Source organism: Mycolicibacterium iranicum (genome assembly GCF_002101705.1).
GTDB classification, from domain to species: domain Bacteria; phylum Actinomycetota; class Actinomycetes; order Mycobacteriales; family Mycobacteriaceae; genus Mycobacterium; species Mycobacterium iranicum.
This window is the reverse complement of the sequence record NZ_LQPC01000028.1, coordinates 174,311-200,547: the sequence shown is the minus strand read 5'-3', so window position 1 is coordinate 200,547 and position 26,237 is coordinate 174,311. Positions and strand designations below refer to the sequence as shown.

Sequence of the window (26,237 nt, the reverse complement as noted above, 5' to 3'; positions counted from 1 at the left end):
GCTCCTGGAGATGCGCGGTATCACCAAGCGGTTCGGCAACGTCACGGCACTGCGAGAGGTCACTCTCACGGTGCGTCGTGGTGAGATCCACGCGATCTGCGGGGAGAACGGCGCCGGCAAGTCGACCCTGATGAAGGTGCTCAGCGGGATCTATCCACACGGCAGCTACGACGGCGAGATCGTCTTCGATGGCCGTCCAGGTGATTTCAAGGACATCCGATCCAGCGAGCAGCGCGGCATAGCGATCATCCATCAGGAACTCGCGCTGGTACCCGTCCTGTCGATCGCCGAGAACATCTTCCTCGGCAACGAGCACGCCCGAGGCGGGGTGATCAACTGGCACGAGACGATCACTCATGCGCAGCACCTGCTGGACCGCGTCGGGCTCAAGGAGAACCCGAACACTCGCATCTCCGACATCGGCGTCGGCAAACAACAGCTCGTCGAGATCGCCAAGGCGCTGTCCAAAAAGGTCCAGCTGCTCATCCTCGACGAGCCGACCGCAGCGCTCAATGACGAGGACAGCCGGCATCTGCTGGACCTGATCCTCGGGCTCCGGGAGCAGGGATTGACCTGCATCATCATCTCGCACAAGCTGAACGAGGTGATGCGGGTCGCCGATTCGGTGACGATTCTGCGCGACGGCCAGACAATCGAAACCCGTTCTGTCGACAACGGACTCACCGAAGAACACATTGTCCGCGGAATGGTGGGCCGCGACATGACCGACCGCTTCCCCGACCGGCAAGCGCACGATATCGGCGATATCGCACTCGCCATCGAGAACTGGACGGTATTCCACCCGGTCGATCAACAGCGCAAGGTGGTCGACGACGTATCGCTGTCGGTGCGGCGCGGCGAAGTCGTCGGGCTGGCCGGCTTGATGGGTGCCGGACGCACCGAGTTGGCGATGAGCGTGTTCGGACGGAGCTACGGGAAGAAAGCGGGCGGAGCGGTCTTCAAAGACGGCCGACAGATCAGCACCCGCACGGTACCGGAGGCCATCTCCCACGGCATCGCGTACGCCACCGAAGACCGCAAGCACTTCGGGCTCAATCTGATGGACGACATCGCCCGCAGCGTCACCTTGGCGTCGCTGCCGAAGGTGAGCAGATTGTCGGTGATCAACGAGCACGACGAGACGGTGGTCGCGGAGGGCTTCCGCAAGGACATGCGCATCAAGGCTCCGTCAGTGCGGGCGACGACCGGCAACCTCTCGGGAGGCAACCAGCAGAAGGTCGTGCTGAGCAAGTGGATCTTCGCCGATCCTGACGTTCTCATCCTCGACGAGCCAACCCGCGGCATCGACATCGGCGCCAAGTACGAGATCTACCAGATCATCAATTCCCTTGCCGCCCAAGGTAAGGCCGTAATCGTTATCTCTTCCGAACTACCCGAGCTGATCGGCCTGTGCGATCGCATCTACACGCTCAACGAGGGCCGTCTCACCGGCGAGGTGGCCCGCGAGGACGCGTCGCAGGAGACCCTGATGCACTACATGATGAAGGGACGTACGACATGACGACCACCCCCATGGTCGACGCGACTCCGAGCGCTCCGGGCGCTCCGCCCCCGTCGGAGGGTCTCACCGAGCGGCTGAAGTCGGCGCTGCGCGGCAACGTCCGACAGTACGGGATGGTCGTGGCGCTGGCTGCCATCGTCATCCTGTTCCAGATCTGGACCAGCGGCATTCTGCTCAAGCCCCTCAACGTGACGAACATCGTTCAGCAGAACGGCTACATCCTGATCCTCGCGATCGGGATGGTGATGGTCATCATCTCTGGCCACATCGACCTGTCCGTCGGATCGATCGCCGGGTTCGTCGGCGCGATGTCCGCCGTCCTGATGATTCAGAACGCTATGCCGTGGCCCGTGGCCGTCACACTCTGCCTGCTGATGGGAGCGGTGATCGGGGCCTGGCAAGGCTTTTGGATCGCCTACGTCGGAATCCCGTCGTTCATCGTCACGCTGGCGGGCATGCTGGTCTTCCGCGGGGCGACACAGTACCTGCTGGAGGGCCAGTCCATCGCCCCGTTCCCGCGCAGCTTCACCCAGGTCAGCAGCGGATTCCTCCCGGAGTTGGGCGCCAACAGCCTCTACCACTGGCCCACGGTCATCCTCGGGCTACTCGTCATGGTGGCTGCTGTGTGGCAGCAGGTGCGGCAGCGACGCACGCAGTCCCGCTACGGATTCGACGTGGCGCCGCTGGGCTGGTTCGTGTTCAAATGCGCAGCGATCGTCGCCGCGCTGGCCGCCTTCACGCTGCTGCTCGCAAGCTATCGCGGCGTGCCTGTCGTCGGCATCATCCTGGCCGTCGCTTTCGTGATCTACGCGTTCATCATGCGCGGCACCGTGGTCGGTCGTCAGGTGTACGCCGTGGGTGGCAACGAGGCCGCGGCCCGACTCTCCGGCGTCAAGACCAAGCGCACGACGTTTTTGGTGTTCGTCAACATGGGTCTGTTGTCGGCCCTGGCCGGTCTGCTCTTCGCGGCACGGCTCAACTCGGCGACACCGCAGGCCGGAATCGGCATGGAATTGGAGGCCATCGCGGCCGCGTTCATCGGCGGCGCATCGGCCACAGGTGGCGTGGGAACGGTATTGGGCGCCATCATCGGTGGCTTCGTCCTCGGCGTACTGAACAACGGGATGTCGCTGATCGGCATCGGCAGCGATGTGCAGCAGGTGATCAAGGGCCTGGTGCTGCTGGCCGCCGTCGGTTTCGACATCTACAACAAGAAGAAGGGCGGGTCCTGACGTGTCCGGTGGTGACATCCCAGATCGATTCACACACGATATCGTCACGTTCATGCGCAGTTGGGCGCCGTACGGTGGGCCGCCCGCCGACGAGGTGCTTCCGGAATTCGGGTTGACCCGCGACCAGTTGATAGAGCGCTACCACCAGATCCTTGCTCGCCGCGCAGCGGAGGCCGAGCAGGCACGCAGGAAGCCCTGGTTGGCGCTGCGCCGCAACGCTTCTCTCGGCGATAAGGCAGCGCCGCGCCCTTCGACGACCAACCAGTGACCATCACCCCGACACGCTGGACACTGGCCGATGGGCGCGAACTACTGTTCTTCGACCTCCCCGGACACCGCTGCGCCCCGGTCACAGACCGGCGGCAGCTACCCGCGCAGCGGGATGCCCAGTCGGAATTGCGCTTCGACCGCATCTCCGGTGAATGGGTGATCATCGCGGCGCTGCGTCAGGACCGCACATACAAACCGCCGGCCGCCCAGTGTCCGCTGTGCCCCGGCGCCACCGGACTGACCAGTGAGATCCCGGCTCCCGACTACGATGTGGCCGTCTTCGAGAACCGCTTTGCCAGCCTCGCCGGTGCCGACGGCCACAAATTTCTGTTGCCCGCCGACCCCGACCCGGGTTTCGTCTGCGAACCGAGCCACGGCCGCTGCGAGGTGGTCTGCTTCTCCGCCGATCACACCGGATCCTTCGCCGATCTCGATTCCCGGCACGCGCGGCTCGTCGTCGAAGTGTGGCGTCACCGCACGCGTGACCTGTTGAGCCGGAACGGAATTGAGCAGGTGTTCTGCTTCGAGAACCGTGGTGAGGAGATCGGAGTCACCCTCACCCATCCACACGGGCAGATCTACGGCTACCCGTACGTCACGCCGCACGCGGAGGCGACGCTTCGCCGGGCACGAGCGCACCGCGCGTCGCACGGCACCAATCTGTTCAGCGACATCCTCGAACACGAGCTCTCCTCCGGCGCGCGGATCATCGCCCGCACAGATGCCTTCACCGCCTTCGTTCCGTTCGCGGCGCGCTGGCCGGTGGAGGTGCACATCTTTCCTGACCGGCCCGCACGCAATCTGCTCGACTTCGACGATGCCGAACTGGACGAGTTCACCGAGCTCTACCAGATGGTTCTACAGCGGCTGGACCGCCTCTACGACGAGCCGCTGCCGTACATGGCGGCTTTGCACCAATACACCGACACCGAGTCCCAATGCGAAGGACGCTTCCACGCGCAGGTGATCTCGACACGGCGCAGCGCCACCCGGCTGAAGTACTTGGCGAGCTCGGAATCCATCATGGGTGCCTTCATCAATGACGTCACACCGGAGTCCCTCGCCCAGAGGCTACGGGAGGTCTGACGATGGCGAAAGGCCCTGCGGTGGTGCGCTACTCGGCGCCCGGGCGGATCAATCTGATCGGCGAGCACACCGACTACAACATGGGTTTCGCGTTGCCGATCGCGCTTCCCGAACGCACCGCCGTGACCTTCCAGCCCGCCGCTGTCGAGACGATCGTTGTCACCAGCGACCGGACGGAAGACCCGGTCGAGTTTCCGGTCGACACGACACCGGGTGCCGTCACCGGTTGGGCGGCCTACGTGGCGGGCATCGTCTGGGCGCTGCGCTGCGCAGGTCACGCGGTGCCCGGCGGCACAATGTCGATCGCCGGCGGCGTCGAGATGGGGTCGGGTCTGGCATCGTCGGCGGCCCTCGAATGTGCCGTGCTCGGAGCATTACTGCACGCGACTGATCGACGGGTCGACCCTATCGGGCAGGCGCGCATCGCCTCGCTGGCCGAGAACGAGTACGTGGGCGCCCCAACGGGTCTGATGGATCAACTCGCCATCCTCCTCGCCGAACCGCAGCGGGCATTGCTCATCGACTTTCGCAAGCCGTTCGCCCGGTCGGTGGTTTTCGACCCTGATGCTTCCGGCGTAGCTCTTCTCTTGATCAACTCCCGCGCAACGCATCGGCACGCCGGCGGCGAGTACGCGGCCCGACGCGCGTCGTGCGAGCGCGCCGCCGCCGCGCTGGGCGTGTCCTCCCTTCGCGATGTGCAGAGCCGCGGAGTGGCGGCGCTCGATGGCGTTCCAGACCCCTGCGATGCCCGTCGTGCCCGGCACATCATCACCGAGAATGGCCGTGTCCTCGATAGCGTGGCGGCTCTCGAATCGGGTGACTTCACCACATTCGGCGCGCTGATGAACGCCTCGCACGCGTCCATGCGGGACGACTTCGAGATCACCACCGGCCACATCGACTTGATCGCCGCCACGGCCGTGCGGGCCGGCGCACTGGGGGCGCGGATGACCGGCGGCGGGTTCGGAGGCTGCGTGATCGCACTTGCTGCTGTGGACGATGTGGAATCAGTCGCTTCCTCGGTGCGCGAACAGATGCGAGACTCCGGCCACCCCGAGCCCACCATCACCCGCACACGGTCCGGACGTGGTGCTGGTGCATGGTGAGGCCAAGCGTGAGGCCGGTGTCGGGAACCGACTACGACCTGGTGCTGACGTCTCCGAGCCGAGACGTTCACGGGCGGATCTCGGGAGTCGGGGCCGCCGTTCAACAACTGTCGATTGACGGCATCGAACTCACCCCCGGCTTCGACTCCCGCCGCCCGGCGCCGTTCTACTGCGGAAAAGCATTGGTGCCGTGGCCCAACCGCGTGCGTGACGCTCGATGGCATCACGACGGCCACACGCTCCAGCTCGACATCACCGATCCCGAAACGAATACCGCGCTTCACGGGCTACTCTGCGCCGCCGAATACGAATGCGTCGCGCACTCGGAGTCGTCGGTGACCCTCGCCGCGCCGATTCAGTACCGGGACGGATACCCATTCGACCTCGCGACCACGGTGCGATACCAGTTGACCGCCACGGGGCTTGCCGCCACACACACGGTTCACAACGTCGGATCACGCTGTGCACCAGTAGCTCTCGGCGCCCACCCGTTCCTGTCCATCGGCGACGTCCCGACCGACCAATTGACTCTGAGGGTGAACGGCGACTTCCACGTCGACGTCGACGCCCAGCGCATCCCGGTGGGAGTCACACCGGTGGGCGGCACCGCGTGGGACCTGCGCACCGGCCGCCCGGTAGCCGACCTCACTCTCGACGACTGCTGGGTCGTGTCAGGTGCCACCAACCACGGCAGCACGCACACCCTGTGCTCGCCCGACGGGCGGACGCTCTCGCTCTGGACCGATGAGCAGTTCGGCTTCCTGCATGTCTTCGTCACACGTGAGTTCCCGAAAGACGGTGACCACGTCACCGCGGTCGCCCTCGAGCCCATGACCGCTCAGGCCGACGCCCTCAACAGCGGTATCGGGCTGCGGTGGCTCGCACCGGGGAAGCAGTTCTCCGCCTCCTGGGCGATCCGCTACGAGTACCCGCGCTAACCGCCCGACTCAGAACTCCGCGACAATGTCGCGCCGATAGCGTTGCGCGGCAAGCGCGTAACAGCCGACGGCCGCCAGCTGCATCGTCGGTACCAGGATCAGTAGGGCGCGGCCCAGAGCCTGCGGGCCCAGTTCACTCGTCAGTGAATCGCTGATCAACCCCGTCACGAACGGCCCGACGGCACCCAATGTCGCGTTGAAGAACAAGAAGACGGCGGACGCCGTCGCCCGCTGCTCCGGGAGCACCAGACGCTGGATCGCCGCAATGGACGGTGCCAGATAGGCGATGCCGATCACGTAGGCCAAGGCCAGAAGCAACACGCACCAGATGCGGTTCTCGACGATGAACGCCAATGCGGATGCCGGCAGCAGCGCCGCGATCAGAATGACCACGATCCACAGCAGCCAGCGCGGGTCGCGGGCGGCCAGCCTATCGGCGATCCGCCCCACGATGAGCAGCCCAAGAATCCCGAGCACGCCGGTGGCCAGCCCGTACTCGATCCCGACCTCACCGAGCGACATGCCCAGGTCACGCATCAGGAACGCGGGCGCAAAAGTCGTCAGCGAGTAGCCGGCGGCGGATACCAGCGCGGTACCGGCGACCATGGCGAGGAAGCTGGGCTTGCGCAGCAGATCCCACCAGTTCAATGCGGCGGTGTTCTCGCGCGGCGGTGGGGCGGGCAGGCGCTGGCGGCTGCCCACGACCCACAGCACCACGGGGGCGAGCAGAACGCTGATGGCGCCCATCACCACGAAAGCCGCCCGCCAGCCCAGGCTTTCGGCGAGCAGACCGCCCCCGAGCAGGCTGGCGGCACTGGCCAGCGGGATCGCCATGGTGGTGACAGCCAGCGGCGCCGAGCGCTTATCGGGGGCGAAGTTGCGCGCCACGTAGGCATGTGCGGCCGGCGTGCTGCCCGCCTCGCCGACAGCGACACCGACGCGGGTCAGGGCGAGCTGGAAACCGGACTGGACGGCGCCGCCCAGCATGGTCATCGAGCCCCACAACGTCAGGCAGCCGGCGATGACCGTGCCGAAGAGGCCGCGATCGGCGATACGTGCGATCAGTATGCCCACCACGGCGTACACGATGAGGAACCCGAACCCGTTGATGACACCGATCGCGGTGTCGGACAGCGCCAGGTCCTTCTTGATGGGTTCGGCCAGTACGCCCGGCAGGAAGCGGTCGACGTAGTTGAGAGTGCCGACGAGGGCGAGCACCACGACTGCGGTCCATGCGCGGGATGGCGAGTGCTCAGCCTGGGTGTCACGGGCGGCTGCATCCTGTGGTGTCGGCATCGTTCTCCTCCGTCAATCGCTGCCGAGCAGCTTGACAGACGGCCCGCCGCTCGGGGCGCTCAGGACTGCACTGATTTGCGCCGGCGACTGCGGCTTCGAGCCATCAGCTTCTCCAGGGCGTCCACCGGTGCCGCGTCGCCGAGCATCATGATCACCGTCCGCATCGGCATGGACGCCACCATGCGCATCAAGTCGGCAGGAGACTCCCCACCTTGTGGTACCTCCGCCGGACCGGATGCCAGCGTGGCGAGCAGCTCCCGCCCCACCACCGGGTGACTCCACCACTCCTGCACCGTGGAATCGAGGGTCAGCGCCCGGACCAGGTTGTCGCCGTCGAGGCTCACCGTGTTCTCCAGGGACACCGTCGCGGAATCCCGGCAGACCTGCACGGTGTAGTCACCGGGCGCCACCACCCAATCGTTCTCGTCGATGTCCCAGTAGGCGAACGAGCGGCGGCTCAATTCCAATGACACCGAACGTTTTTCGCCTGGTTCCAGGCGTACTTTGGTGAAGGCTCGCAGCTCGCGGACAGGGCGGCGCACCAGGCCGGCGGTGCTGGCGACGTACACCTGGACCACGTGGCCGCCGCGGCGGTGGCCGGTGTTGGCAACCATCAGGGTCACGTGCGCGGTGTCGGGCCCGGTGACCTCGACCATCAAGTCCGACACAGCAAAAGTGGTGTAGGACAGACCATGGCCGAACGGGTAGCGCGGTGCGATGCCAGATGTCTCGTGCCACCGATACCCGACCATCACGCCTTCGCCGTAGCGGACGTGGCCCTGCTCGCCCGGGAAGTTCAGATAGCTCGCGGTGTCGGCCAACCTGACCGGGATCGACTCGGCGAGACGCCCGGAAGGGTTCGCCACACCGAAGAGCAGGTCGGCCAGCGCGCCGCCACCGGCCTGGCCCAAGAGAAAGCCCTCGACGATGGCATCGACCAGGTCATGCCAGCCTTCCACCGTGACAACCCCGCCGTTGGCAAGGACGACCACTGTCCGGGGTGCCACCGCGGCCACCGCCGTGATCAGTTCGATTTGGCCAGCTGGCAATTCGAGATTCGTCCGGTCATAGCCCTCGGACTCATCGGCGTCGGCGAGACCGGCGAACACCACCGCCACGTCGACCCGGCGGGCGATGGCGACGGCTTGGGCACGCAGCGTCTCGGCGTCGCCGGTGCCGTCCAAGGTGAAGCCCCCTGCGAAGTCGACGGTGTCCTCGGAATGCTCGCGGATGAAGTCGAGCGCGGTGTCGACACGGGTGGCGTTGACATGCGAGCTTCCTCCGCCCTGAAAGCGTGGTGTCCGGGCGAATTCACCGATGACCGCGATCCGCGCACTGGTATCCAGCGGGAGGATCTGGCCATCATTCTTTAGCAGCACAGCGCATTCGGTGGCCAACTCGCGAGCGAGCGCATGGTGTTCGGCGACGTCGAAGTCCAAGGACGGTTGCTTCGCCAGTTCGGTCAGCGCCAACACCCGGGCCGCCGCGGCATCGAGCGTGTCATCAGAGAGGGTCCCCGCCTGCAGGGCCTCGACAATCTGCCGGGCACTGCGCCCGCCCGTCCCGGGCATCTGAAGATCCAGCCCTGCATCCAGGGCAGCGACGGGGTCGCTCACCGCGCCCCAATCCGATACCACGGCTCCGGTGAAACCCCACTGCTCACGCAGCACATCGGTGAGAAGCCAACGGTTTTGAGCGGCGGGGACGCCGTTGATGCGGTTGTACGAGCACATCACGGTGGCGGGACCGGCATCGGTGACCACCTGTTCGAACGCCGGTAGGTAGATCTCGCGCAGCGTGCGCTGGTCGACATCGGCGCTGATGCGCATCCGGTCGGTTTCCTGATTGTTGGCGGCGAAATGTTTCACCGACGCGCCCACGCCTTGGGCCTGCTGCCCGCGAACGTGCGCCGCCCCCAACGTTCCGGCCAGTAGTGGATCCTCTGAGTAGTACTCGAAGTTGCGTCCGCACAGCGGTGACCGCTTGATGTTGACGCCTGGACCCAGCACCACCTGGACGTCCAATGCGCGTGCCTCCACTCCGATCGCCGCGCCAACCTTTTCGGCGATATCCGGATTCCAGCTACTCCCCACCGCCGCAGCAAGGGGAAAGCAGGTGGCGGGCCGGCTCTCTCCCAGGCCCAGGTGATCGGAGGTGCCGGCCTGGCGGCGCACCCCGTGCGGGCCATCGGTGAGCACCATCGAGGGGACGTCGGCGTGCTCGACCGGGGTCGTGGTCCAGAAATCCCGCCCGCACACCAGGGCCGCCTTCTGCTCACGACTGAGTTGGTCGGCTGACGCCACCTGATCTCCTCCTGCACGGGTTACCTTTTGCCCAACGTACTGGGAGGGGCAACCCGGCCGATCCGAGGAGCGCGCGACGGCGCGGCCGGTGGGTGGGCGCCTGCCGAGATCTCGGCCCGCGGCTACGCGTGTTCGCTGGCGGCGGCCCCGTTCCGGAAGCGGCCTGGCGGCGCGCCCATCACGCGGGTGAATGCGTGGGAGAAGGAACTGTGCGAGGCGTAGCCGACTCGTTCTGCGACCTCGGTGACGGAGGCGTCCGGCCGGCGCAACAGCCCGACCGCATGATGCATTCTCAGATGCAGCAGGTACTCCAGCGGGGGCACTCCGACGAGCTCGCGGAATCGGGCTGCGAACGTGGAGCGGGCGAGGTGGGCGCGCTGGGCCAGTTCTCTGACGGTCCACGGATGTGCAGGGTTGTGGTGTACGGCGCGCAGAACGGAACACAGCTGCGGATCCGTCAGCGCCGCAAGCCAACCGCGCACATCGGGTCCTGCGGCGTAGGCGCGGAGTGCCATGGTGATGACGATGTGCGCCAGGTGCGTCCGCACGAGGTCGCCACCGAGCTGCTGCGCTCCGGCGGCGGTTTCGGCCGCCAACAAGTCCATTGCCGCCCGCAACGCCGGCGCCGGTTTGGAGCCGGCGTAGATGGCCATCACCGGCGGCAACAGATCCAGCAGCAGTGCCGCGTGATCGGCGTTGAGCACGAACCGACCACCGGTGACGACGACGTCCGGGGCGTCCTCGACCTCCCCCAGCCGTAGCCAACCGTCGACCGCGTCGGCTGCGTACCGCACCTCTGCGTCTTCCACGGTCTCGGCGGGGGTGTCCGCGGCGCTGGTCATGGTGTACTGACCGCCGGCGGTGAACAGGTAGCAGTCGCCCGCCTTCAGCCGTACAGCAGGGTGGTCCGGCGCGGCGATCCAGCACACACCCTGGTGCACCACACCGAACTTGGCGTACGGCACCGCGGCGAAGCGCAGCCCCCAACTGCCCGAGGCCTCCAACCGGGAGGTGACAGCCGCCTCTACGGTGACCATCGAGACGATGTCCGACAGCGGGTCCATCGGACCAGTATCCGTCAACTCGGACGATCGAGCACAAAATCAATCGATTCTGCTATAGAAAAGCCAGTACGGGCGTCCTACCGTCGGACACATGAAATACCGCATGCTCGGAAACACCGGTGTCTACGTGTCCGTGGTCAGCCTGGGGTCGATGACGTTCGGCGGGGCAGGCACGACCCTGGGTGATGCTCTGGGTGGCCTCGACCTGCGTGCCACCGAATCCGTTGTCGGACAGGCTCTCGACCTCGGCATCAACCTGATCGACACCGCCGATGTGTACTCCGACGGCGAGTCCGAGGAGTTGCTGGGCACAGCGCTGCAGGCTCGTCGAGACGATGTCATCCTGGCAACCAAGTTCAGTGCACGCACGGGCGCGGGACCCAACCGAATCGGTTCTTCGCGCCTGCACCTGATGCGCGCGTTGGAGGACAGCCTGCGCCGCCTGAGAACCGACCACATCGATCTGTACCAACTGCACAGCATCGACCCGGTCACTCCGATCGAGGAGACGCTGGCCGCCCTCGACGACCTGGTGCGCCAGGGCAAGGTCCGCTACGTGGGCTGTTCCAACCTGGCCGCGTGGCAAATCATGAAGGCGCAGGCCGTATCCGAGCGCCGCGGTTGGACCAGGTTTGTCGCGTCTCAGTCCTACTATTCGCTGCTCGGCCGTGATGTCGAGCGGGAGATCGTGCCGATGGCTCTCGACCAGAACCTTTCGCTACTGGTGTGGGCGCCGTTGGCAGGAGGCATCCTCTCCGGCAAGTACCGCCGCTCGGGCGCCGACGATCCCGGAGCTCGCCGGGCTGCCGCGGATTATCCCGACTTTCCCCCGATCGACCCCCACAGCGCCTGGGACGTGGTCGATGTGCTGCGTTCCGTGGCCACTCGGCACGGGGTCAGCGCGGCTCAGGTCGCCTTGGCCTGGGTGCTGTCCCGGCCGGCGGTGACCAGCGTTGTCGTCGGCGCCAAGCGCCCGGATCAGCTGGCCGACAGTGCCGGGGCAGCCGATCTGGTGTTGACGGCGCAGGACATGGCCGACCTCGACGCGGTCACCGACCCGGGCCGGTCCTACCCGCAATGGGTCTGGGACTTCGCCGGCGGTGGCCGAGTCCCGGCCTGACGGCCAGCGAGGAGTTCCAGTCCACCCGTGCGCGCGGCCTGCACAACTCGAAGAGACCCGACTGATCGCGGAACACCGCCCGGGTGGACACTATGACGTGGCCCTATCCGCAACCGTGTTCAAAGTCGAACTCGCCGTTTCCGATGTCGATCACGGCTACTACGCCGACCACTCGCTGACCGTGGCCCGTCATCCCAGCGAGACCGATGAGCGAATGGTGGTGCGATTGTTGGCGTTTGGGCTGCGCGCACACCGACTCAGCGACGTCGACGGTGAGCTGGCGTTCGGCGCCGGCCTGTCCACCCCTGGCGTACCAGACCTGCGACTGGCCGACTACACGGGCCGGACTCTCGAGTGGATCGACGTCGGTCAACCCGATGAACGCGCGTTGGGCAAGGCGTCCGGCCAGGCCGAGCAGGTGAGGCTGTTCCCGTTCGCCGCCGGAGTGGCCACCTGGTGGCGCACCGTCGGCCCCAAAGTGACGGGGCTGCCGAACCTGTCTGTGGTGCGCATACCGAACGAACCGGTGCAGCAGCTGGCTGATACCGTCGAGCGACGGGTCGCGGTGCAGGTCATGGTGATCGAAGGTGAGGTGACGATGACCGTGGGTGGGGTCGACGCCACCTTCACACCCGAGCCGTTGCTCTGACGGCGGCACAACGGCCGTGCGGCACGTGATCGCCGGCCGATGACGAATTCACGCCGACGGCTACGGAATGTGCGTCGGACGGTGTTCGGCCAGGGTTCGGAAGGCCTGCACGGGTGAGGCGGCGGGATCCTCGGCGAGGACTTGGATGCCGACGTGGTCGGCGCCGGCGATGAGGTGCTCGTTGATCTGGCCGTAGATGGTCGCCGGGGAACCGTGGGCGACCAGGGCGTCGATGAGGGTGTCGCTGCCCGATCCGTCGACATCCGCTCGGGTGAACCCGTGCCGCACGAGGTTGTTGGTGTAGTTGCGCAAGCCGAGGTAGGGATTCCGGACGGCGGGGCGGCCGATCCTCCGCCCCTCACGACCGTCCTCGGTCAGCACGACCTTGTGCTCGGGAGCTAGGAAAGCGTTCTTGCCCAAGACTTCTCGCGCATACCGTGTGTGCGCGGGCACGGTGAGATAGGGGTGCGCCCCCAGTGTCCTGTCGCCGGCCAGCGTGATCGTCTTGGTACCCAGGGCACCGATCACGATCGCGTCGGCCGGCACTGCACTCTCCAAGAGCGAATCGACGTAGTCGACCATCCGCTCGTAGGGCCTCTGGTAGGCGTCTCGGGTTTCGGGATGACCGAGGCCCACGCCTAACAGCAGTCGAGGTCCGTGGCGATCGACGATCCGGTGGTAGTGATGGCGACGCTGCGCGCGTCGTCGTGCCACATGTTGATGATGGCGCTCGCGATGATCGCATGCCTCGTCGAGGCGATCATCTGCTCAAGCAAGCCCATATCGCCTACGGGGTCGGCACCGATTCCCACCCAGATCGTCTGGTAGCCGAGATCTTCGAGTTCAGGGGCGTACTCGATGCGGTGCACATCACCCAGCGCGGGATTGAGCCATGCTCCGTACGTGCCGAAATGCTCGCGCATGTCATTCCGCCGGTGGGGTGGTGCTGAAGATGGGCCAGCAGATCTCGGTGGCGGTGAACGCCATGGGAGCGTGGGGCGTGGCGCCGAGGTAGTGCTCGCGGATCGGGCCCTGGTGACTGATCAGACGTTCGTTGACGTATGTGCCCAGAGCCGCGTAACTGCGGTCGATGCCGTCGTGACCGCCGGTGTGGGTGAGCACGGCGAACTCGGCTGCGGGCAGGACCTCGGCGCGGACACCGTCCGGCGGACGTGCGGTGTGTGGCGCGGGGACGAACATCGTTGCCTTTCCTCGTGATTCGAGGAACAGTGCTCGGTCGTAGAGGCCTCCCGGCGCGGCCTCGAAAGGCGCGCCGTGCACCGTCGCGAGTGCGTCGCGCAGCACTCCCAGAGTCGACCCGAACCAGTCGTCGATCTCGGTGACCTCGATGGTATCGCCGATGGACCAGACGGACAGCGCCGGTTTGCGCTGCACCTCCACGTGGGCCGGGGTGCCGACGGGGGAGAGCAGTTCGCGCAGCGCGCCGACGGTGTCACGGGTCTGCTGCAGTTGCTCCTCCATCTGTGCGAGATGGGTCGTGATGATCTCGGTGCGCGCGGTCGCGTCCTCGGTGCTCAACAGCGCCTTGATGTCGGGGATGGACATGTCGAGGGCTCGGAACCGGCGGATGATGTGGGCGTGATCGACCTGGCTGGTGTCGTAAAAGCGGTAGCCGGTGTGGGAGTCGATGTGCGCCGGCTCGAGGATGCCGATGTCGTGGTAGTGCCGAAGCGCCTTCCTACTCAGGCCGGTCATCACGGCGAAGTCGCCGATCGAGACGTGCGCGCCCATCTGGTCCTCCTCTGTGCTCCGCGCCCGCGTCGTGCGGGTGGGGCCATCCTGCAGCTTCCCCCAGGGGGAAGGTCAACGCGACGCCTAATCGACATGACTTCTGCGATTCGGCTTGACCTTTCCCTTACGGGAAACCGCACCGTGGTGGCATGACCACAGATTGGGATGCACTCCCGGACAACATCACGACGTTCATGACCGCACTCGACGCCCGAGATACCGACCGCGCTCTCGCGACGCTCACCCCGGACGCCGTCGTCACCGACGAGGGCCACGACTACACAGGCCACGCCGACATCGAAACCTGGGTCGCGACGGCGGCCAGCGAGTACACCTACACCACCGAAATCACTGGCTCGACAGTGCTCGAAGGGCAGGCCGGCCCGAGTATCGACGTGACACAGCACCTCGAGGGTGACTTCCCCGGTGGAGTCGCCGACCTGCACTATCGGTTCACCCTCGACGGCGCGCTGATCAGCCGGGTGGTGATCGAGCCGTGAGCAGAACATGGTTCATCACCGGTGGCACGCCCGGCAACTTCGGGATGGCGTTCGCCGAGGCCGCACTCGAGACTGGGGACCGGGTGGTCCTCACGTCCCGGCGTCCACAGGAGCTGACGACGTGGACGCAGCAGTACGGCGACCGCGTCCTGGTCGTATCGATGGACGTCACCGATACCGCGGCGGTGCGGCGTGCGGTGCGCACTGCTGAGGAGCGCTTCGGTGGTATCGACGTGCTGGTCAACAACGCCGGCCGCGGCTGGTTCGGATCGATCGAGGGAATGGACGAGTCCGCGTTGCGCGGGATGTTCGAGCTCAACTTCTTCGGGGTGCTGTCCGTGACGCGGGCAGTGCTGCCGGGCATGCGGGCACGCGGCAGCGGATGGATAGTTTACGTCTCGTCGGTGGCGGGTCTCGTCGCTGCGCCGGGGTTCGGCTACTACAGCGCGACGAAGTTCGCCGTCGAGGCCGTCACCGACGCGCTGCGCGACGAGGTCGCTGGGCACGGTATCTCCGTGTTGGCCGTCGAACCGGGAGCATTCCGCACCAACGCCTACACCGGCTTCGCGGACGAGCCCGTCGCCGAACCGATTCCGGAGTACCACGACATGCTGAAGGAGGTCCGCGCCGCCTTCGTGGAGATGGACGGCGCGCAACCCGGTGATCCGCGTCGCGGTGCCCGTGCGGTGATCGCGGCGATGGCCCAGGAGCCACCGCCGCGACGGCTGGTGCTGGGAAACGGCGGGTATGACGCTGTGGTCGATGCGCTCCAGCAGAGCCTGGCCGACATTCGGGCGAACGAAACGCTCTCTCGCAGCGCGGATTTCCCGGCCTAGCGGGCCGCCTGAGCGAGACGCACCCGACCCCGCCTCGGTGGCGACGCCTCGTTGGTTTCGGTGGACGAAACCAACCTTGTACGGTTCACGATGGCTGTCGAGTGTTGAGTGAGAACACGAGCGATGGTCGGCGAGCGGAGAACCTATGAGCAGATACCACATTCCCGGCGATGCGCAGCGCATCTACGACACGGTCGCCGCCGGCGGCGCGGTCATCATGCCGAGCGATATCGGCTACGGGGCCGTCGCCAGCTCCTCTGAGGCGTTGCTTCGTCTCTTTCGGGCGAAGCGACGGGCCCCGCATAAACGGCATGCGATGGCAGGCAACTACGACCTTCACCGCGATGTACACAAACTCGGCCGGCGTGAACAGGACATCGTCGACGCCGTGGTACTCGATGCGGATCTTCCGTTGGCGGTTGTCGGGCACTACGACGCCACTCACCCCGTCGTCGCGGCTGTCGAACCCGAGACGCTTGCGGCGAGCACAGTCGGCGACACTCTCGCGATGCTCGTCAACGGTGGTGCGCTCCAGGATGCGGTGGTTCGGATCGCGCACGCGAACGAGACACCACTGCTCGGTTCATCGGCGAACCTGACTGGCGCCGGGACGAAGTTCCGGGTTCAGGACATCGAACAACCCATCCTCGACGCGGTCGATCTGGTGCTGGACTACGGCCTGCGGAAGTACCACCTCTATCGCCGATCGTCGACGATGATCGACTTCTCCACGATGAAGGTCGTACGCATCGGTGCGTGCTACGAGTTGATCAGTGACATCTTCGCCAACCGGTTCGGCATCAACCTTCCCGACGATCCCGGCTGGGATGCGCTGCCGTCGGGTCATCTTCGCGAGCACTTGCTCGGACAGTGAACGCGCCTCACAGTCTGTTCATTCAGGCACCGCGCCGTCGCCGGCGTGCAGCGCGCACGCTCAACCCGATCGCCGCAACCAGGAAGTAGACGGCTCCGAACGCTGCATAGGGTGCGATATCGACGGGTCTGGGTGCGGCAGGGCCGGCAGCCTGCCACAGGAACATGACGCCGACAGCTGCGGACTGCGCACCGCTTAGCGCCATCGGCCATTGTGCGCCAACGCCTTTCCATCTGCGGACGGCCGTCGCGAGCTGCAGGGCCCCTGACCCGCTCGCCCAGACACCGAAAATCCCGAGCACCACGTTCATACTCGCGGCCAGCCCGAAGGCGACAGCCAGAGTGGTGAGAAAGCTGACAGCCGTGTTGAGCGCCTGGGTCGGATTACGGCGCAATCCCCCGTTATGCCGGGCATCGACCACGTTCGCCAGGCCATCCCACGCCGGGTAAATCAACAGTAGCGCACCCGCCACAAATGGGGACTGCGAGCCGATGACGACGACAGCGGCGACCCAGAGAAGGGAAAAGAGCGCTCGCACAGCGTAATAGAGTCGTAGCCATTGATCCGTATCAACGGAGGTTCGATCTTTCAGGGTTTGGTCGGTCATGTTCTGTCCTTTGGCCGTTCACGTTGAGTGGCTTCACTGTGAATCGGCAGGCGCACTGGCAGCCATTTAAGTTTCAGATGGTGCAACCGTGCATCACGCGCGCGCGGCCGCCACCAGGTCCTGGATGGTGACATCGAGGGCTTCCCGACGCGCCGAAGAGTTCGGGCCGAGCAGGGCGCAAAAATGTGGTGCGAGTCCGTCGCACGCAGCGATCAATGGTCGGACGAATGTACGCAGCGCTGTCGCCGGCAGTTGCTCGTCGGGTCCGGCGATGGCGATCGACCCGAGCGGATAACCGGTGTCCGGGTCGAGAAGCGCTGCGCCGATTCCGTTGAAGGACGGGCGATTCTCGCTGAACGACAAGGCATAGCCGTCGGCTCGGATGTCGCCGAGTTCGCGCTCGAGCTTTGCGCGATGTCTGCCGATTGCGTGTTCCGCCAACACCGCGCTTGCCTCTTTGGTGGGCAGATGAGCCAAGATCACGCGGCCGCTGCAACCGGAGGTCAGGGGTGACCGCTCACCGATGTGGATCCGCCGCGCCTGCAGGTTGGTACCTTGTTCGGCGCCGAGCACGAGGACCCGATGCTCGCCGCTGCGGAGATGAAGAGTTGCGGTTGCCTGAGCCATGGCCGCCAGTCTGGACAGCACGGGGCGCGCACGTTCGAGCAGCGCGGGACGTGGCCCCACCAATGAGGCCAGCGCTATCGAGCGGCTCCCTACGCGGTAGCCGCGGCGGCCGACATGGTCGACATACCCCTCGTCCTGCAGCGTGCGCAACACTCGGTACGCACCGGCCTTGGACAACCCGACAGCCGACGCGATTGCCAGCAGGCTCGCGGGTTGTTCCATGGCGGCAAGCGTTTCCAGCACCAGCAGCGGTCTTCGAAGAAGATCCGGCTGGGGAGGTTTCGGTGACTTTCGGGGTCCTGACATCACAACCTGTTGGTTTCAGCTGGCGCAACCAAGTTTGGAGCACGTCGTGCGCGCTGTCCACTGTTGTCTCGAAACCTTCGCAGAGAGATGCCGACACATGACCACAGCATGCGATGCCGAGGTGCGGCACGGTCGGGACTGGGTCGACCCGGATAGGACGGTTCGTCTCGGTTACACCGTGGTCGCCCCCGCTGACTTCCTCAAGACCGTGGTGCTTCTGCATGGCGCTCCCCAGACGAGGTACGAGTGGCGCAAAGTCATGATGCCGCTCGCCGCCGCCGGTTACCGGGTCATCATGCCCGACTATCGCGGCGCCGGAGCTTCTGACAAACCTCGTGACGGCTACGACAAACGGACGATGGCCGGCGATGTTCACTCGCTGCTGCGGAAGACCTTGGGCGTGACGGAGCCGGTTTCGCTTGTCGGGCACGACATGGGGTCGACGCTGGCGCTGAGTTACGCACTGCGCTACCGCGATGATGTCGTCAGCGCCACCCTCATGGAAGCGCCGTTGCCGGGCACCGCCTACTACGACTGGCGCGTGACGCAGAAGTCGGCCTGGCAGTTCTCGTTTCATGCCAACCCCGATGTCGCGGTATACCTCACGCACGGACGTGAGCGGTGGTACATCAATCGATTCTTCGACGAGTTGGCCTACCAACCGGATGCCATCTCCAACGATGACCTTGACGTGTACGCCCGTGCGTTCGAAGCGCCAGGAGCCATGCGCGCCATGTGTGAGATCTACCGCGAGCTCGACCGCGACGCCGAAGACAACCGCGCCTCGTTGCAGGAGCACGGCAAGCTTGCCGTTCCGGTGTTGGCGTCCGGGGGCGCTTCCGGGCCTCTGGCCAAGAACTTTCGGGCGATGTGTGAAGAGGTCGCCGAATCGGTGACAGAGCACCTCGTCCCGGATTGCGGCCACTGGGTGGCCGAGGAACAGCCGGCGCACTTCACCAAGATGTTCTGCGACTTCGACGCGGACGCGCGAACACGTTAGGTAACAACAAAACTGGAGGTAGTTGTGATGGTGAATCCTCACCCGCAGGCAATCGGCATTGCCGGCAAGAAGGTGTCGAGGTTGGGCTTCGGATCGATGAGATTCACAGGCCGCGGGATATGGGGCGAGCCGCAGGACCGCGACGAATGTATCGCCGTGGCCCGGCGGGCTATCGACCTCGGCGTGCAGTTCATCGACACCGCCGACTCCTATGGGCCGCATGTCGCCGAGGAGATTCTGCGGGAGGCGTTGCATCCGTACCCCGACGATGTCGTAATCGCGACGAAGGCCGGCCTGACCCGAAACGGACCGGATGTCATCGACACTGACGCCGGACCGAAGCGCCTGGGCCCGGCGGCGTGGCCGCCGGTCGGACGACCCGAATACCTGCGGCAGCAGGTGTTGATGAGCATGCGACGTTTGGGCGTCGACCAGATCGATCTGCTGCAGCTGCACCGGGTGGATCCGAAAGTGCCGCTGGCGGATCAGATCGGTGAGCTCAAGTCGCTCCAGGATGAGGGCAAGATCCGCGAGATCGGCATGTCGCAGTGCACCGTGGAGCAGCTCAACGAGGCGCGGGAGATCGCCGACATTGTCAGTGTGCAAAGCCGATTCAACGTTATGGACCGCGGAGCGCAAGACATGCTGAAGGTGTGCGAGCGCGATAGTCGCACGTTCATTCCGTGGGCACCGGTCGCACAGGGCGGGCTCGACTCGGCCCACCGGGCGCTCGCCGACGTCGCCCGGGCACATCAATGCACCGTGGGCCAGGTGGCGATCGCCTGGCTTCTGCATGTCTCACCGGCGATGCTTCCCATCCCGGGGACATCGCGGCGTGCGCATCTGGAGGAGAACATGGCCGCCGCTGACCTGCAGTTGACTCAAGAAGAGCTCCACACGCTCAGCGCGGCCGGCAGTTGAGAGCCTGGTGTCAACCCGCCGCGAGCAACGGGTTCCAGACCTGGCTGAGCGACGGATGCGGCGCGATCACATGGCGCAGCACCGACAGCGGAACCTCGCCGACCACGGCAACGGTTGCCGCCTGCACCAGGTCCGCGACGTCCGGTCCGACGAACGTGGCTCCCAGAAGCGTGTCGCGGTCGGCGTCGATCACCAGCTTTCCCTCCGCTTCGAATCCGTCGCGAAGGATCGACAGCTGGGTGAGCTCTCCGGGGTAAAGCGCGCTGCGCGTCGTCACGGTGAATCCCGCCGCGCGCGCTGCGGCTTCGGTGTAACCGACCTCGACCACCTGCGGATCAGTGAAGATGATCTGCGCCAGGCGGCCGCTATCCCGTGCGGTGGATTCCGGGCCATCCGGCACTGCACCCCGTGCGCGGCGGGCCACGACGTCTGCCACGATGCCGGCGTGGTACTGGGACACATGCGATAGCAGCGCACGACCTGTCGTGTCACCGATTGCGTAGAGCCACTCACCGTCGACTCCGGTTGCCGTGAGGTGGTCGTCGACCGTGACGAACTCCCCGACGGGAAGACCGACAGTCTCCAGACCCAAGTCCTCGGTATTGACCGAACGTCCTGTGGCGACGAGGATTTCGTCAGCTTCGAGTTGGGTGTCAGCAGTGACGACGCGGACGCCACCGGAACCTGGCCGCTCGACGGATGTCACCGTGGATTCGACATGGATCTTGACGCCGCGGTCTTGTAGCGCGCGCGCCACTCGCGCTCCGGCGAAGGGTTCGGAGCCCGGCAGCAGGGCGGGCCCCCGCGCCAGCAGGGTGACCTCACTTCCGAGCCCGGACAGGATGGTAGCGCTTTCCACGCCGACGACTCCGCCCCCGAGGACGATGCTCCTGGCAGGAACGCTGGTCATGGTCGCGAGATCGCGATTGGTCCACGGTGCCGCAGACCTCAAACCGTCGATGTCGGGGATGAAAGGGCTTGTCCCCGTGGCGAGAACGACGGCGTGCTCGGCGTACAGACGGCGCTGCGAGCCATCGGGTTCGACAACAGCCACCGTGCGGTCCCCGTCGAGGCGACCTCGACCGTGAACGACCTCGATGCCGGCTTGCCCAAGGTTGGCGACGATATCGCGATCGACGAGGTGATCGATGATGACGTCTCTTTTGGCGAACACCGCCTCGAGGTCAAGGCCCTGGCCGGTGACGACCTCCCGAACTCCGGGAACCGCTCTGGCGAGTTGGAGGACCTCGATGGGCCTGATGAGCGCCTTGGTCGGATTGCACGCCCAGTAGTGGCACTCGCCACCGACCAGCCGGTCTTCGATGAGGGCCACGGCGAGCCCCTGGGCTGCGAGGCCTAGCGCCGCGGTCACACCGCCGGGCCCTCCGCCTATGATCACCACGTCGAATCGGTCGACACTGCTCATGGTTTCTCCTCGACAATCGTTGAATCACTGAATGTGCACGCGGTCCTCGCCCGTTTCGTTTCGCCCGGGCGGGGAGAGCCGGCGAGTGCCGCGTCGACGACGCCCCGGAGGGCGCGCCGCAAGGGCGCCACATCGCCGGAGGCATTGGCCAGCAGCACGCCGCCCTGGTAGGCCGCGAGCAGAGCGGAGGCCAGCGTGTCGGCGTCCGAGCCCTTGTTGAGACCTCCGGCGTCATCCACGCGTTGAAGTCCGGCGGCCAGTAACTGTTCCCATCGCGTGAAGCCGGAGACCAGTGCTCGTCGCGCTGCCACGTCGTCGGCCCGGAGTTGATGGATCAGCGACCCGATGGGGCAGCGGATGTTTGACGTGGACGCGGCGTGAAAGGCGACGACCTCGTCACACCAGGCGTGGACGTCAGCGGCTGTCGACATCGACTCGAAGGTCGGGGTGAGCCCGCTGACGACGCGTTCGACTTGCACCGCGACCACCTCGGCGACGAGGTCGGACTTGTCGACGAAGAAGTGGTAGAGCTGACTGCGCCCGACGCCTGCGGCGGCGCCGATCTCGTCGAGTGAGGTGGATTGGATCCCCTGCGTGCCGAAGAGGTCACACGCGGCCTCGATGATTCGCTCGACGGTGGCCCGACCGCGGTCCGTGGTCGGTGTCGATTTCATCGTTGCCTCCTCGCCTTTCCCGGGGACATGTTCTGTACTAGACAGTACAGTGGCTGTATTGCTCAGTACACTTGGGTGCTGAGCTCGGCGCCGACAGTCGCCGGGCACGAGGACACAGAGGTGATCAACGGCATGTCTTCAGACGCACGTGCACGGGTACCGGTGCGCCGAAGAGGATTCTCCGATTCCCGGACTACGGCGGTGACCGTCCGGGTCGGGATGTGGCTGGGGGTCGCCGTCGCGCTGTGCATGGCGACCGGACTCATCAGTCACTTCATCCAGCACCCGCAGCCATGGTTCTGGTGGCCCACCCGGCCGGTGTGGCTCTACCGGTTCACACAGGGATTGCACGTGATCAGTGGGATTGCGGCCATCCCGCTGCTGGTGGTCAAGCTGTGGTCGGTGTGGCCGAAGCTGTTCGCGCGCCCGGTGATCGGAGGCGTGACCCGGCAGCTCGAGCGGTTGTCCATCCTCGTGCTCGTCGGCTCGATGATCTTCCAGCTCAGTACAGGACTGCTCAACATCGCACAGTGGTACGTGTTCGGATTCTTCTTTCCACCAGCGCATTACGCAATGGCGTGGGTCGCCGTGGGCGCGATCGTCGTGCACGTCGGCGTCAAGCTTCCGGTGATCCGGCGCGCGCTCGGCGAACCGGTCGACTCAGCCGACGTCACGGGGGGCGGCGTCGTCGGACCGAGCCGACGCAACGTTCTCGTCGGTGCTGCCGCGGCTACCGCCGTCGCCACCATCGCGACCGCAGGTCAGACGGTGCCATGGCTCAAACGGGTGTCGGTGCTCGCCCCGCGCTCCGGCGACGGACCGCAGGGTCTTCCCGTGAACCGAACGGCGCTCGCCGCAGGCGTCGTGCGGTCCGCCCGTTCTCCGGAGTACCGGCTGACTGTGGTCGGCCCGAGTGGGAGTCGTAGCTTCACCCTGGCCGAACTGCAGGCGATGCCGCAATCGACGCACGAACTGCCGATCGCCTGCGTCGAGGGATGGAGTGCCAGCGCGCAATGGACCGGTATTGTTCTCGCCGATCTCATTTCCGCGGTCGGCGGCTCGCCGGAATCCGACGTTCGGATGATCTCGCTCGAGCCGCCGGGTCCGTATTCGCGAACGACACTGCCCGCTCGTCACGCCCGTGATTCGGCGACGCTGATCGCCCTCCGGTTGAACGGAGGGGAACTCGACCTCGATCACGGATACCCCTGTCGACTGATCGCACCGACGAGACCGGGTGTTTTGCAGACGAAATGGTTGACCCGGATCGAGGTGGTAGGCGCATGACCGAGGTGACGGACGCACCGACTGCCGGGGTGAGGACCCTTCGGTGGGCTTTGGTGGCGATGGGCGTCGCCATCGGCGGCTACGGCGCGTGGCAGCTTTGGGAATTTCCCACGGACGCACTGTTGCGTATCGCCGTGTGGGCGGCGGCGGGCGTGATCATCCACGACTTCGTGTTCGCACCGTTGACTGCCGCCCTCGGGTACACATCCCGGCGGCTGATCAAAGGACGCTGGTGGCCACCGGTCGCCGTCGCCGCGATGTGCTCAATCACCCTGGTACTACTCGCCATCCCCGTCTTCGACACGCCGGGAGCCAAGCCCGACAACCCGAGCGTTCTGGACCGCGATTACCCACTCGGGTTGGGCGTATCACTGGCGCTAGTGTGGGCGAGTGTGCCGCTGTGGTATGCGATCTCCGCGCTATCGCGTCGACGCCGATGAGCCATACATCGCCAGGCGTGGCACCCCGCAGGTCAGTCTGTAAATGCCGTCAGCGCCTGCCGCCGTCGATCGACGACGAGTCTCGTCACGTCGGGACGACCGTAATGGCCTGAGGGATCGAAGTTTTGGCGCTCACGGCGCACCTGACCGTGGTCAAGCGTCGCGACCGTCAAGCCCTCGGTGTCGGCGATCGGTTCGACCAACCAGCTCCCGTCGGGCGCGGCGATGCACGTCCCGCCGGTGCTGATCTGCTCGTCGCTCGCCGCGCGCATCATGTCCGCGCCCGGCATGAAGTCGGGGATGTGCTCGCGGCGCAGTACGCCGGACACGGAGATGACGTAGGACCGCGACTCGAGCGCAATGAACCGGGTGGCGTCCGCGGTGTCGTACACATCGCCCGGCCATAGCGCGACGTGCAGGTCCTCGCCCTGCGAGTACAGCGCGGTACGCGACAACGGCATCCAGTTCTCCCAGCAGTTGAGCGAGCCGAGGGTGAAAGGCGACAGCTCGTGCGTGACGAGTCCGTGGCCGTCACCGCTGGCCCAGCTCAGTCGCTCTTCGTAAGTGGGAGTGAGCTTTCGGTGTACGGACGCCACCTCTCCGCGCGCGTCGATCGTCACTGCCGAACAGTAGATGCTGTGGCCGCCGCGGTCGGCGGGGCGCTCGGCGACGCCGAGCACGACCGCCGTACCGTTGCGTCGCGCGGCGTCTCGCACGCCGTCGAGATGGCCGGCCTCGATCTGTACCGCTTCGCGTAGGTAGAGCGAGTGGATCTCCCGCTGGAGATCGGAATTGAATCTCGCCCCGTCCGTACGCCCCAGCCAGAACGGGTAGCCGGGTACCAGCGTCTCCCCGAACGCGACGAGACGGCAGCCGCTCGCGCCGGCCTCGTCGATGTACCGTTCGACTTTGTCGAGTGTGGCCGCGCGGTCGAGGAAGACCGGTGCCATCTGGACGGCGCCGACAACCAGAGTCTGATCCATGTCGCCCATCCTCCTACTCCGCACCCACGGTCTCGGCGTAGCGGGCAAGTCTGCGCGTGGCAGTCGCGCTGTGGGCGGCCATCCCCTCGGAATCGGAGATGACCGCGACGGCGTTGGCGAGCGCCGGCGTGGCTTCTCGGGTGACGCGCTGAAAGGTCAGCGGCTTGAGGTACCGCGACACCGACAGTCCCGCACTGTGCTTCGCGCCGCCCGCCGTCGGGAGGACGTGATTGGTGCCGGCCATGCCCTTGTCGGAGTACGCGACCGTGCTCCACGGGCCGAGGAAGATGGACCCGTAGTTCTGCAACCGGTCGTGATACCAATCGTCGTCGGCGGTGATGACCTCCAGGTGCTCCGGCGCGAGGTCGTCCATCAGCAGCGCGGCGGTCTCGCGATCGTCGGCGACCGTCACCATGCCGAAGTCCCGCCACGCAGGTCCGGCGATCGGCTCGGTGGACAGGCCTTCGAGCTGCCGCTCCACCGCCGCGATCACCGCGCGCCCATGCTCTTCGGACGTAGTGACAAGGGCGGCAGGCGAATTCGTGCCGTGCTCGGCCTGTCCGAGCAGATCGGCGGCAACGATCTCGGGGTCGGCCGTCTCGTCGGACAGCACGGCGACCTCCGAGGGACCGGCCAGCAGGTCGATCGCCACCGTGCCGAACAGCTGTCGCTTCGCCTCGGCGACGTAGGCGTTGCCCGCGCCGACGAGCATGTCAACGGGGAGCTCGCCGAGCAGCCCGAACGCCATGGCGGCCAGCGCCTGCACGCCTCCGAGCACGAAGACGCGATCGACTCCCGACACGTGTGCCGCGTAGACGACCGCGTCGTTGGCGCTGCCGTCGGGTTGGGGTGGGGTACAGGCGACCACCGTCGACACGCCAGCCACCTTCGCAACCCCTACCGTCATGAACGCCGACGCGGTCAGCGGGAAGCGGCCGGCGGGCAGGTAGGCACCCACGCGCGCCACGGGGACGTAGCGGGTTCCCGTGACCAGTCCGGGGCACAGCTCGGTCTCGAATCCGACGAGGTGCGAACGCTGTTCACGCGCGAACGCGCTGGTGCGCGTCGAACCCAGTTCGATCGCTTCCCGCAGGTCGGGTGGCAGACGGTCGCCGCTCGTGGCGATGTCGCGCGGCGACAGTTCGAAGTCATGGCGGTCATCGTGGTCGAGCGCTCGGCTGAAATCGCGCACGGCGTCGAGCCCCCTGGCCTCGATGTCGCGGAGCATGGTGGTGACGGTGTCGATCACGGCCGGGTCCCGCTGCGCGGCGGGCGCGTCCACGAGCGGGCGCTTGAGGTGCCGAAATCTGCCCTGCAGGCGGTCGAGGAGAAGAGTCGAGTAGCGCATGACACTCACGCTAGGCACTCACCAACCGGCGGACCAGGCAGTGATTTCCGGTATGTGTCAAAGGTTTGGC

The 26,237-nt window shown here is 66.1% G+C and carries 27 protein-coding genes; 15 read left to right on the top strand and 12 right to left on the bottom strand.

Annotated elements, in window-relative coordinates:
* Nucleotides 1-10: 10 nt before the first annotated feature.
* From mmsA to AWC12_RS11710, 6 genes are read left to right on the top strand one after another with little or no spacing between them, the layout of a single operon-like run.
* The gene (gene mmsA, locus AWC12_RS11735; RefSeq protein ID WP_085174611.1) at nt 11-1,522 is read left to right on the top strand and encodes a multiple monosaccharide ABC transporter ATP-binding protein; all 1,512 of its coding nucleotides are present in this window, start codon (nt 11-13) and stop codon (nt 1,520-1,522) included.
* Entirely contained in the window at nt 1,519-2,754 is a 1,236-nt protein-coding gene (gene mmsB / locus AWC12_RS11730; protein ID WP_085174423.1) for a multiple monosaccharide ABC transporter permease, read from the top strand. Before mmsA ends, mmsB begins: the two co-directional genes overlap by 4 nt.
* 52 nt (nt 2,755-2,806) lie before the next feature.
* Nucleotides 2,807-3,022, top strand: a complete 216-nt coding sequence (locus tag AWC12_RS11725) for a hypothetical protein (RefSeq protein ID WP_133057332.1) — start codon at nt 2,807-2,809, stop codon at nt 3,020-3,022.
* Complete coding sequence (gene galT / locus AWC12_RS11720; protein WP_234813975.1) at nt 3,019-4,110, top strand: galactose-1-phosphate uridylyltransferase; 1,092 nt, start codon at nt 3,019-3,021, stop codon at nt 4,108-4,110. The genes AWC12_RS11725 and galT overlap by 4 nt, the downstream gene beginning before the upstream one ends.
* A 2-nt stretch (nt 4,111-4,112) precedes the next feature.
* Nucleotides 4,113-5,216 (top strand): galactokinase, encoded by a 1,104-nt coding sequence (locus AWC12_RS11715; protein ID WP_085174419.1) that lies wholly within the window; start codon nt 4,113-4,115, stop codon nt 5,214-5,216.
* A gap of 17 nt (nt 5,217-5,233) precedes the next feature.
* A complete protein-coding gene (locus tag AWC12_RS11710; RefSeq protein ID WP_234813974.1) occupies nt 5,234-6,154 on the top strand; it encodes an aldose 1-epimerase family protein in 921 nt (306 codons plus the stop codon).
* Nucleotides 6,155-6,163: 9 nt separating this feature from the next.
* On the opposite strand, the gene AWC12_RS11705 is transcribed toward AWC12_RS11710, so the two are convergent.
* From AWC12_RS11705 to AWC12_RS11695, 3 genes are all read right to left on the bottom strand, one after another.
* Nucleotides 6,164-7,450, bottom strand: a complete 1,287-nt coding sequence (locus AWC12_RS11705) for a spinster family MFS transporter (protein WP_085174415.1) — start codon at nt 7,448-7,450, stop codon at nt 6,164-6,166.
* Between the two features lie 59 nt (nt 7,451-7,509).
* Complete coding sequence (locus AWC12_RS11700) at nt 7,510-9,753, bottom strand: glycoside hydrolase family 3 C-terminal domain-containing protein (protein WP_207576418.1); 2,244 nt, start codon at nt 9,751-9,753, stop codon at nt 7,510-7,512.
* A gap of 122 nt (nt 9,754-9,875) precedes the next feature.
* Nucleotides 9,876-10,817: an AraC family transcriptional regulator gene (locus AWC12_RS11695; RefSeq protein ID WP_085174413.1), complete on the bottom strand. Its 942-nt coding sequence runs from the start codon at nt 10,815-10,817 to the stop codon at nt 9,876-9,878.
* A gap of 91 nt (nt 10,818-10,908) precedes the next feature.
* On the opposite strand from AWC12_RS11695, the gene AWC12_RS11690 reads away from it, so the two are divergent.
* Complete coding sequence (locus AWC12_RS11690) at nt 10,909-11,937, top strand: aldo/keto reductase (RefSeq protein ID WP_085174411.1); 1,029 nt, start codon at nt 10,909-10,911, stop codon at nt 11,935-11,937.
* A gap of 97 nt (nt 11,938-12,034) precedes the next feature.
* Nucleotides 12,035-12,586 (top strand): YaeQ family protein, encoded by a 552-nt coding sequence (locus AWC12_RS11685; protein WP_085174409.1) that lies wholly within the window; start codon nt 12,035-12,037, stop codon nt 12,584-12,586.
* Nucleotides 12,587-12,646: 60 nt separating this feature from the next.
* Here AWC12_RS11685 and AWC12_RS11680 read toward each other — a convergent pair whose 3' ends face one another.
* Genes AWC12_RS11680 through AWC12_RS11675 form a run of 3 tightly spaced genes read right to left on the bottom strand, consistent with a single transcriptional unit; the run spans nt 12,647 to nt 14,338 of the window.
* Entirely contained in the window at nt 12,647-13,222 is a 576-nt protein-coding gene (locus AWC12_RS11680; protein ID WP_234813973.1) for a TIGR03620 family F420-dependent LLM class oxidoreductase, read from the bottom strand.
* Nucleotides 13,223-13,224: 2 nt separating this feature from the next.
* Nucleotides 13,225-13,509, bottom strand: a complete 285-nt coding sequence (locus AWC12_RS31340) for an LLM class oxidoreductase (RefSeq protein ID WP_207576416.1) — start codon at nt 13,507-13,509, stop codon at nt 13,225-13,227.
* Nucleotide 13,510: 1 nt separating this feature from the next.
* A complete protein-coding gene (locus AWC12_RS11675; protein WP_085174407.1) occupies nt 13,511-14,338 on the bottom strand; it encodes a MerR family transcriptional regulator in 828 nt (275 codons plus the stop codon).
* Nucleotides 14,339-14,487: 149 nt separating this feature from the next.
* Here AWC12_RS11675 and AWC12_RS11670 point away from each other — a divergent pair, with 149 nt between their 5' ends.
* From AWC12_RS11670 to AWC12_RS11660, 3 genes are all read left to right on the top strand, one after another.
* Nucleotides 14,488-14,838: a nuclear transport factor 2 family protein gene (locus tag AWC12_RS11670; RefSeq protein WP_207576415.1), complete on the top strand. Its 351-nt coding sequence runs from the start codon at nt 14,488-14,490 to the stop codon at nt 14,836-14,838.
* Nucleotides 14,835-15,674 carry an SDR family NAD(P)-dependent oxidoreductase gene (locus AWC12_RS11665; protein ID WP_085174405.1) on the top strand — a complete coding sequence of 280 codons (840 nt, stop codon included), beginning with the start codon at nt 14,835-14,837 and terminating at the stop codon, nt 15,672-15,674. Before AWC12_RS11670 ends, AWC12_RS11665 begins: the two co-directional genes overlap by 4 nt.
* Nucleotides 15,675-15,819: 145 nt before the next feature.
* On the top strand, nt 15,820-16,548 hold the full coding sequence (locus tag AWC12_RS11660) for an L-threonylcarbamoyladenylate synthase (RefSeq protein WP_085174403.1): 729 nt from the start codon (nt 15,820-15,822) through the stop codon (nt 16,546-16,548).
* Between the two features lie 22 nt (nt 16,549-16,570).
* On the opposite strand, the gene AWC12_RS11655 is transcribed toward AWC12_RS11660, so the two are convergent.
* Both AWC12_RS11655 and AWC12_RS11650 read right to left on the bottom strand, forming a co-directional pair.
* Nucleotides 16,571-17,155: a hypothetical protein gene (locus tag AWC12_RS11655; protein ID WP_085174401.1), complete on the bottom strand. Its 585-nt coding sequence runs from the start codon at nt 17,153-17,155 to the stop codon at nt 16,571-16,573.
* Nucleotides 17,156-17,248: 93 nt separating this feature from the next.
* Complete coding sequence (locus AWC12_RS11650; RefSeq protein ID WP_165762800.1) at nt 17,249-18,088, bottom strand: IclR family transcriptional regulator; 840 nt, start codon at nt 18,086-18,088, stop codon at nt 17,249-17,251.
* Nucleotides 18,089-18,185: 97 nt separating this feature from the next.
* Between AWC12_RS11650 and AWC12_RS11645 the strand changes: the two genes are divergently transcribed.
* Nucleotides 18,186-19,088 carry an alpha/beta fold hydrolase gene (locus AWC12_RS11645; RefSeq protein WP_165762799.1) on the top strand — a complete coding sequence of 301 codons (903 nt, stop codon included), beginning with the start codon at nt 18,186-18,188 and terminating at the stop codon, nt 19,086-19,088.
* Between the two features lie 27 nt (nt 19,089-19,115).
* The gene (locus AWC12_RS11640) at nt 19,116-20,009 is read left to right on the top strand and encodes an aldo/keto reductase (protein WP_085174397.1); all 894 of its coding nucleotides are present in this window, start codon (nt 19,116-19,118) and stop codon (nt 20,007-20,009) included.
* 10 nt (nt 20,010-20,019) lie between these two features.
* Here AWC12_RS11640 and AWC12_RS11635 read toward each other — a convergent pair whose 3' ends face one another.
* Together AWC12_RS11635 and AWC12_RS11630 are read right to left on the bottom strand one after the other, a co-directional pair.
* Nucleotides 20,020-21,435: a dihydrolipoyl dehydrogenase family protein gene (locus AWC12_RS11635; RefSeq protein WP_085174395.1), complete on the bottom strand. Its 1,416-nt coding sequence runs from the start codon at nt 21,433-21,435 to the stop codon at nt 20,020-20,022.
* The gene (locus tag AWC12_RS11630) at nt 21,432-22,109 is read right to left on the bottom strand and encodes a TetR/AcrR family transcriptional regulator (RefSeq protein ID WP_085174393.1); all 678 of its coding nucleotides are present in this window, start codon (nt 22,107-22,109) and stop codon (nt 21,432-21,434) included. Before AWC12_RS11630 ends, AWC12_RS11635 begins: the two co-directional genes overlap by 4 nt.
* 132 nt (nt 22,110-22,241) lie before the next feature.
* On the opposite strand from AWC12_RS11630, the gene AWC12_RS11625 reads away from it, so the two are divergent.
* Complete coding sequence (locus AWC12_RS11625) at nt 22,242-23,396, top strand: molybdopterin-dependent oxidoreductase (protein ID WP_085174600.1); 1,155 nt, start codon at nt 22,242-22,244, stop codon at nt 23,394-23,396.
* The gene (locus tag AWC12_RS11620) at nt 23,393-23,836 is read left to right on the top strand and encodes a hypothetical protein (protein ID WP_085174392.1); all 444 of its coding nucleotides are present in this window, start codon (nt 23,393-23,395) and stop codon (nt 23,834-23,836) included. The genes AWC12_RS11625 and AWC12_RS11620 overlap by 4 nt, the downstream gene beginning before the upstream one ends.
* A 32-nt stretch (nt 23,837-23,868) precedes the next feature.
* On the opposite strand, the gene AWC12_RS11615 is transcribed toward AWC12_RS11620, so the two are convergent.
* Together AWC12_RS11615 and hisD are read right to left on the bottom strand one after the other, a co-directional pair.
* Nucleotides 23,869-24,819 (bottom strand): carbon-nitrogen hydrolase family protein, encoded by a 951-nt coding sequence (locus AWC12_RS11615; RefSeq protein ID WP_024446502.1) that lies wholly within the window; start codon nt 24,817-24,819, stop codon nt 23,869-23,871.
* A 13-nt stretch (nt 24,820-24,832) separates the two neighbouring features.
* Nucleotides 24,833-26,167 (bottom strand): histidinol dehydrogenase, encoded by a 1,335-nt coding sequence (hisD, locus tag AWC12_RS11610; protein WP_085174390.1) that lies wholly within the window; start codon nt 26,165-26,167, stop codon nt 24,833-24,835.
* Nucleotides 26,168-26,237 lie beyond the last annotated feature (70 nt).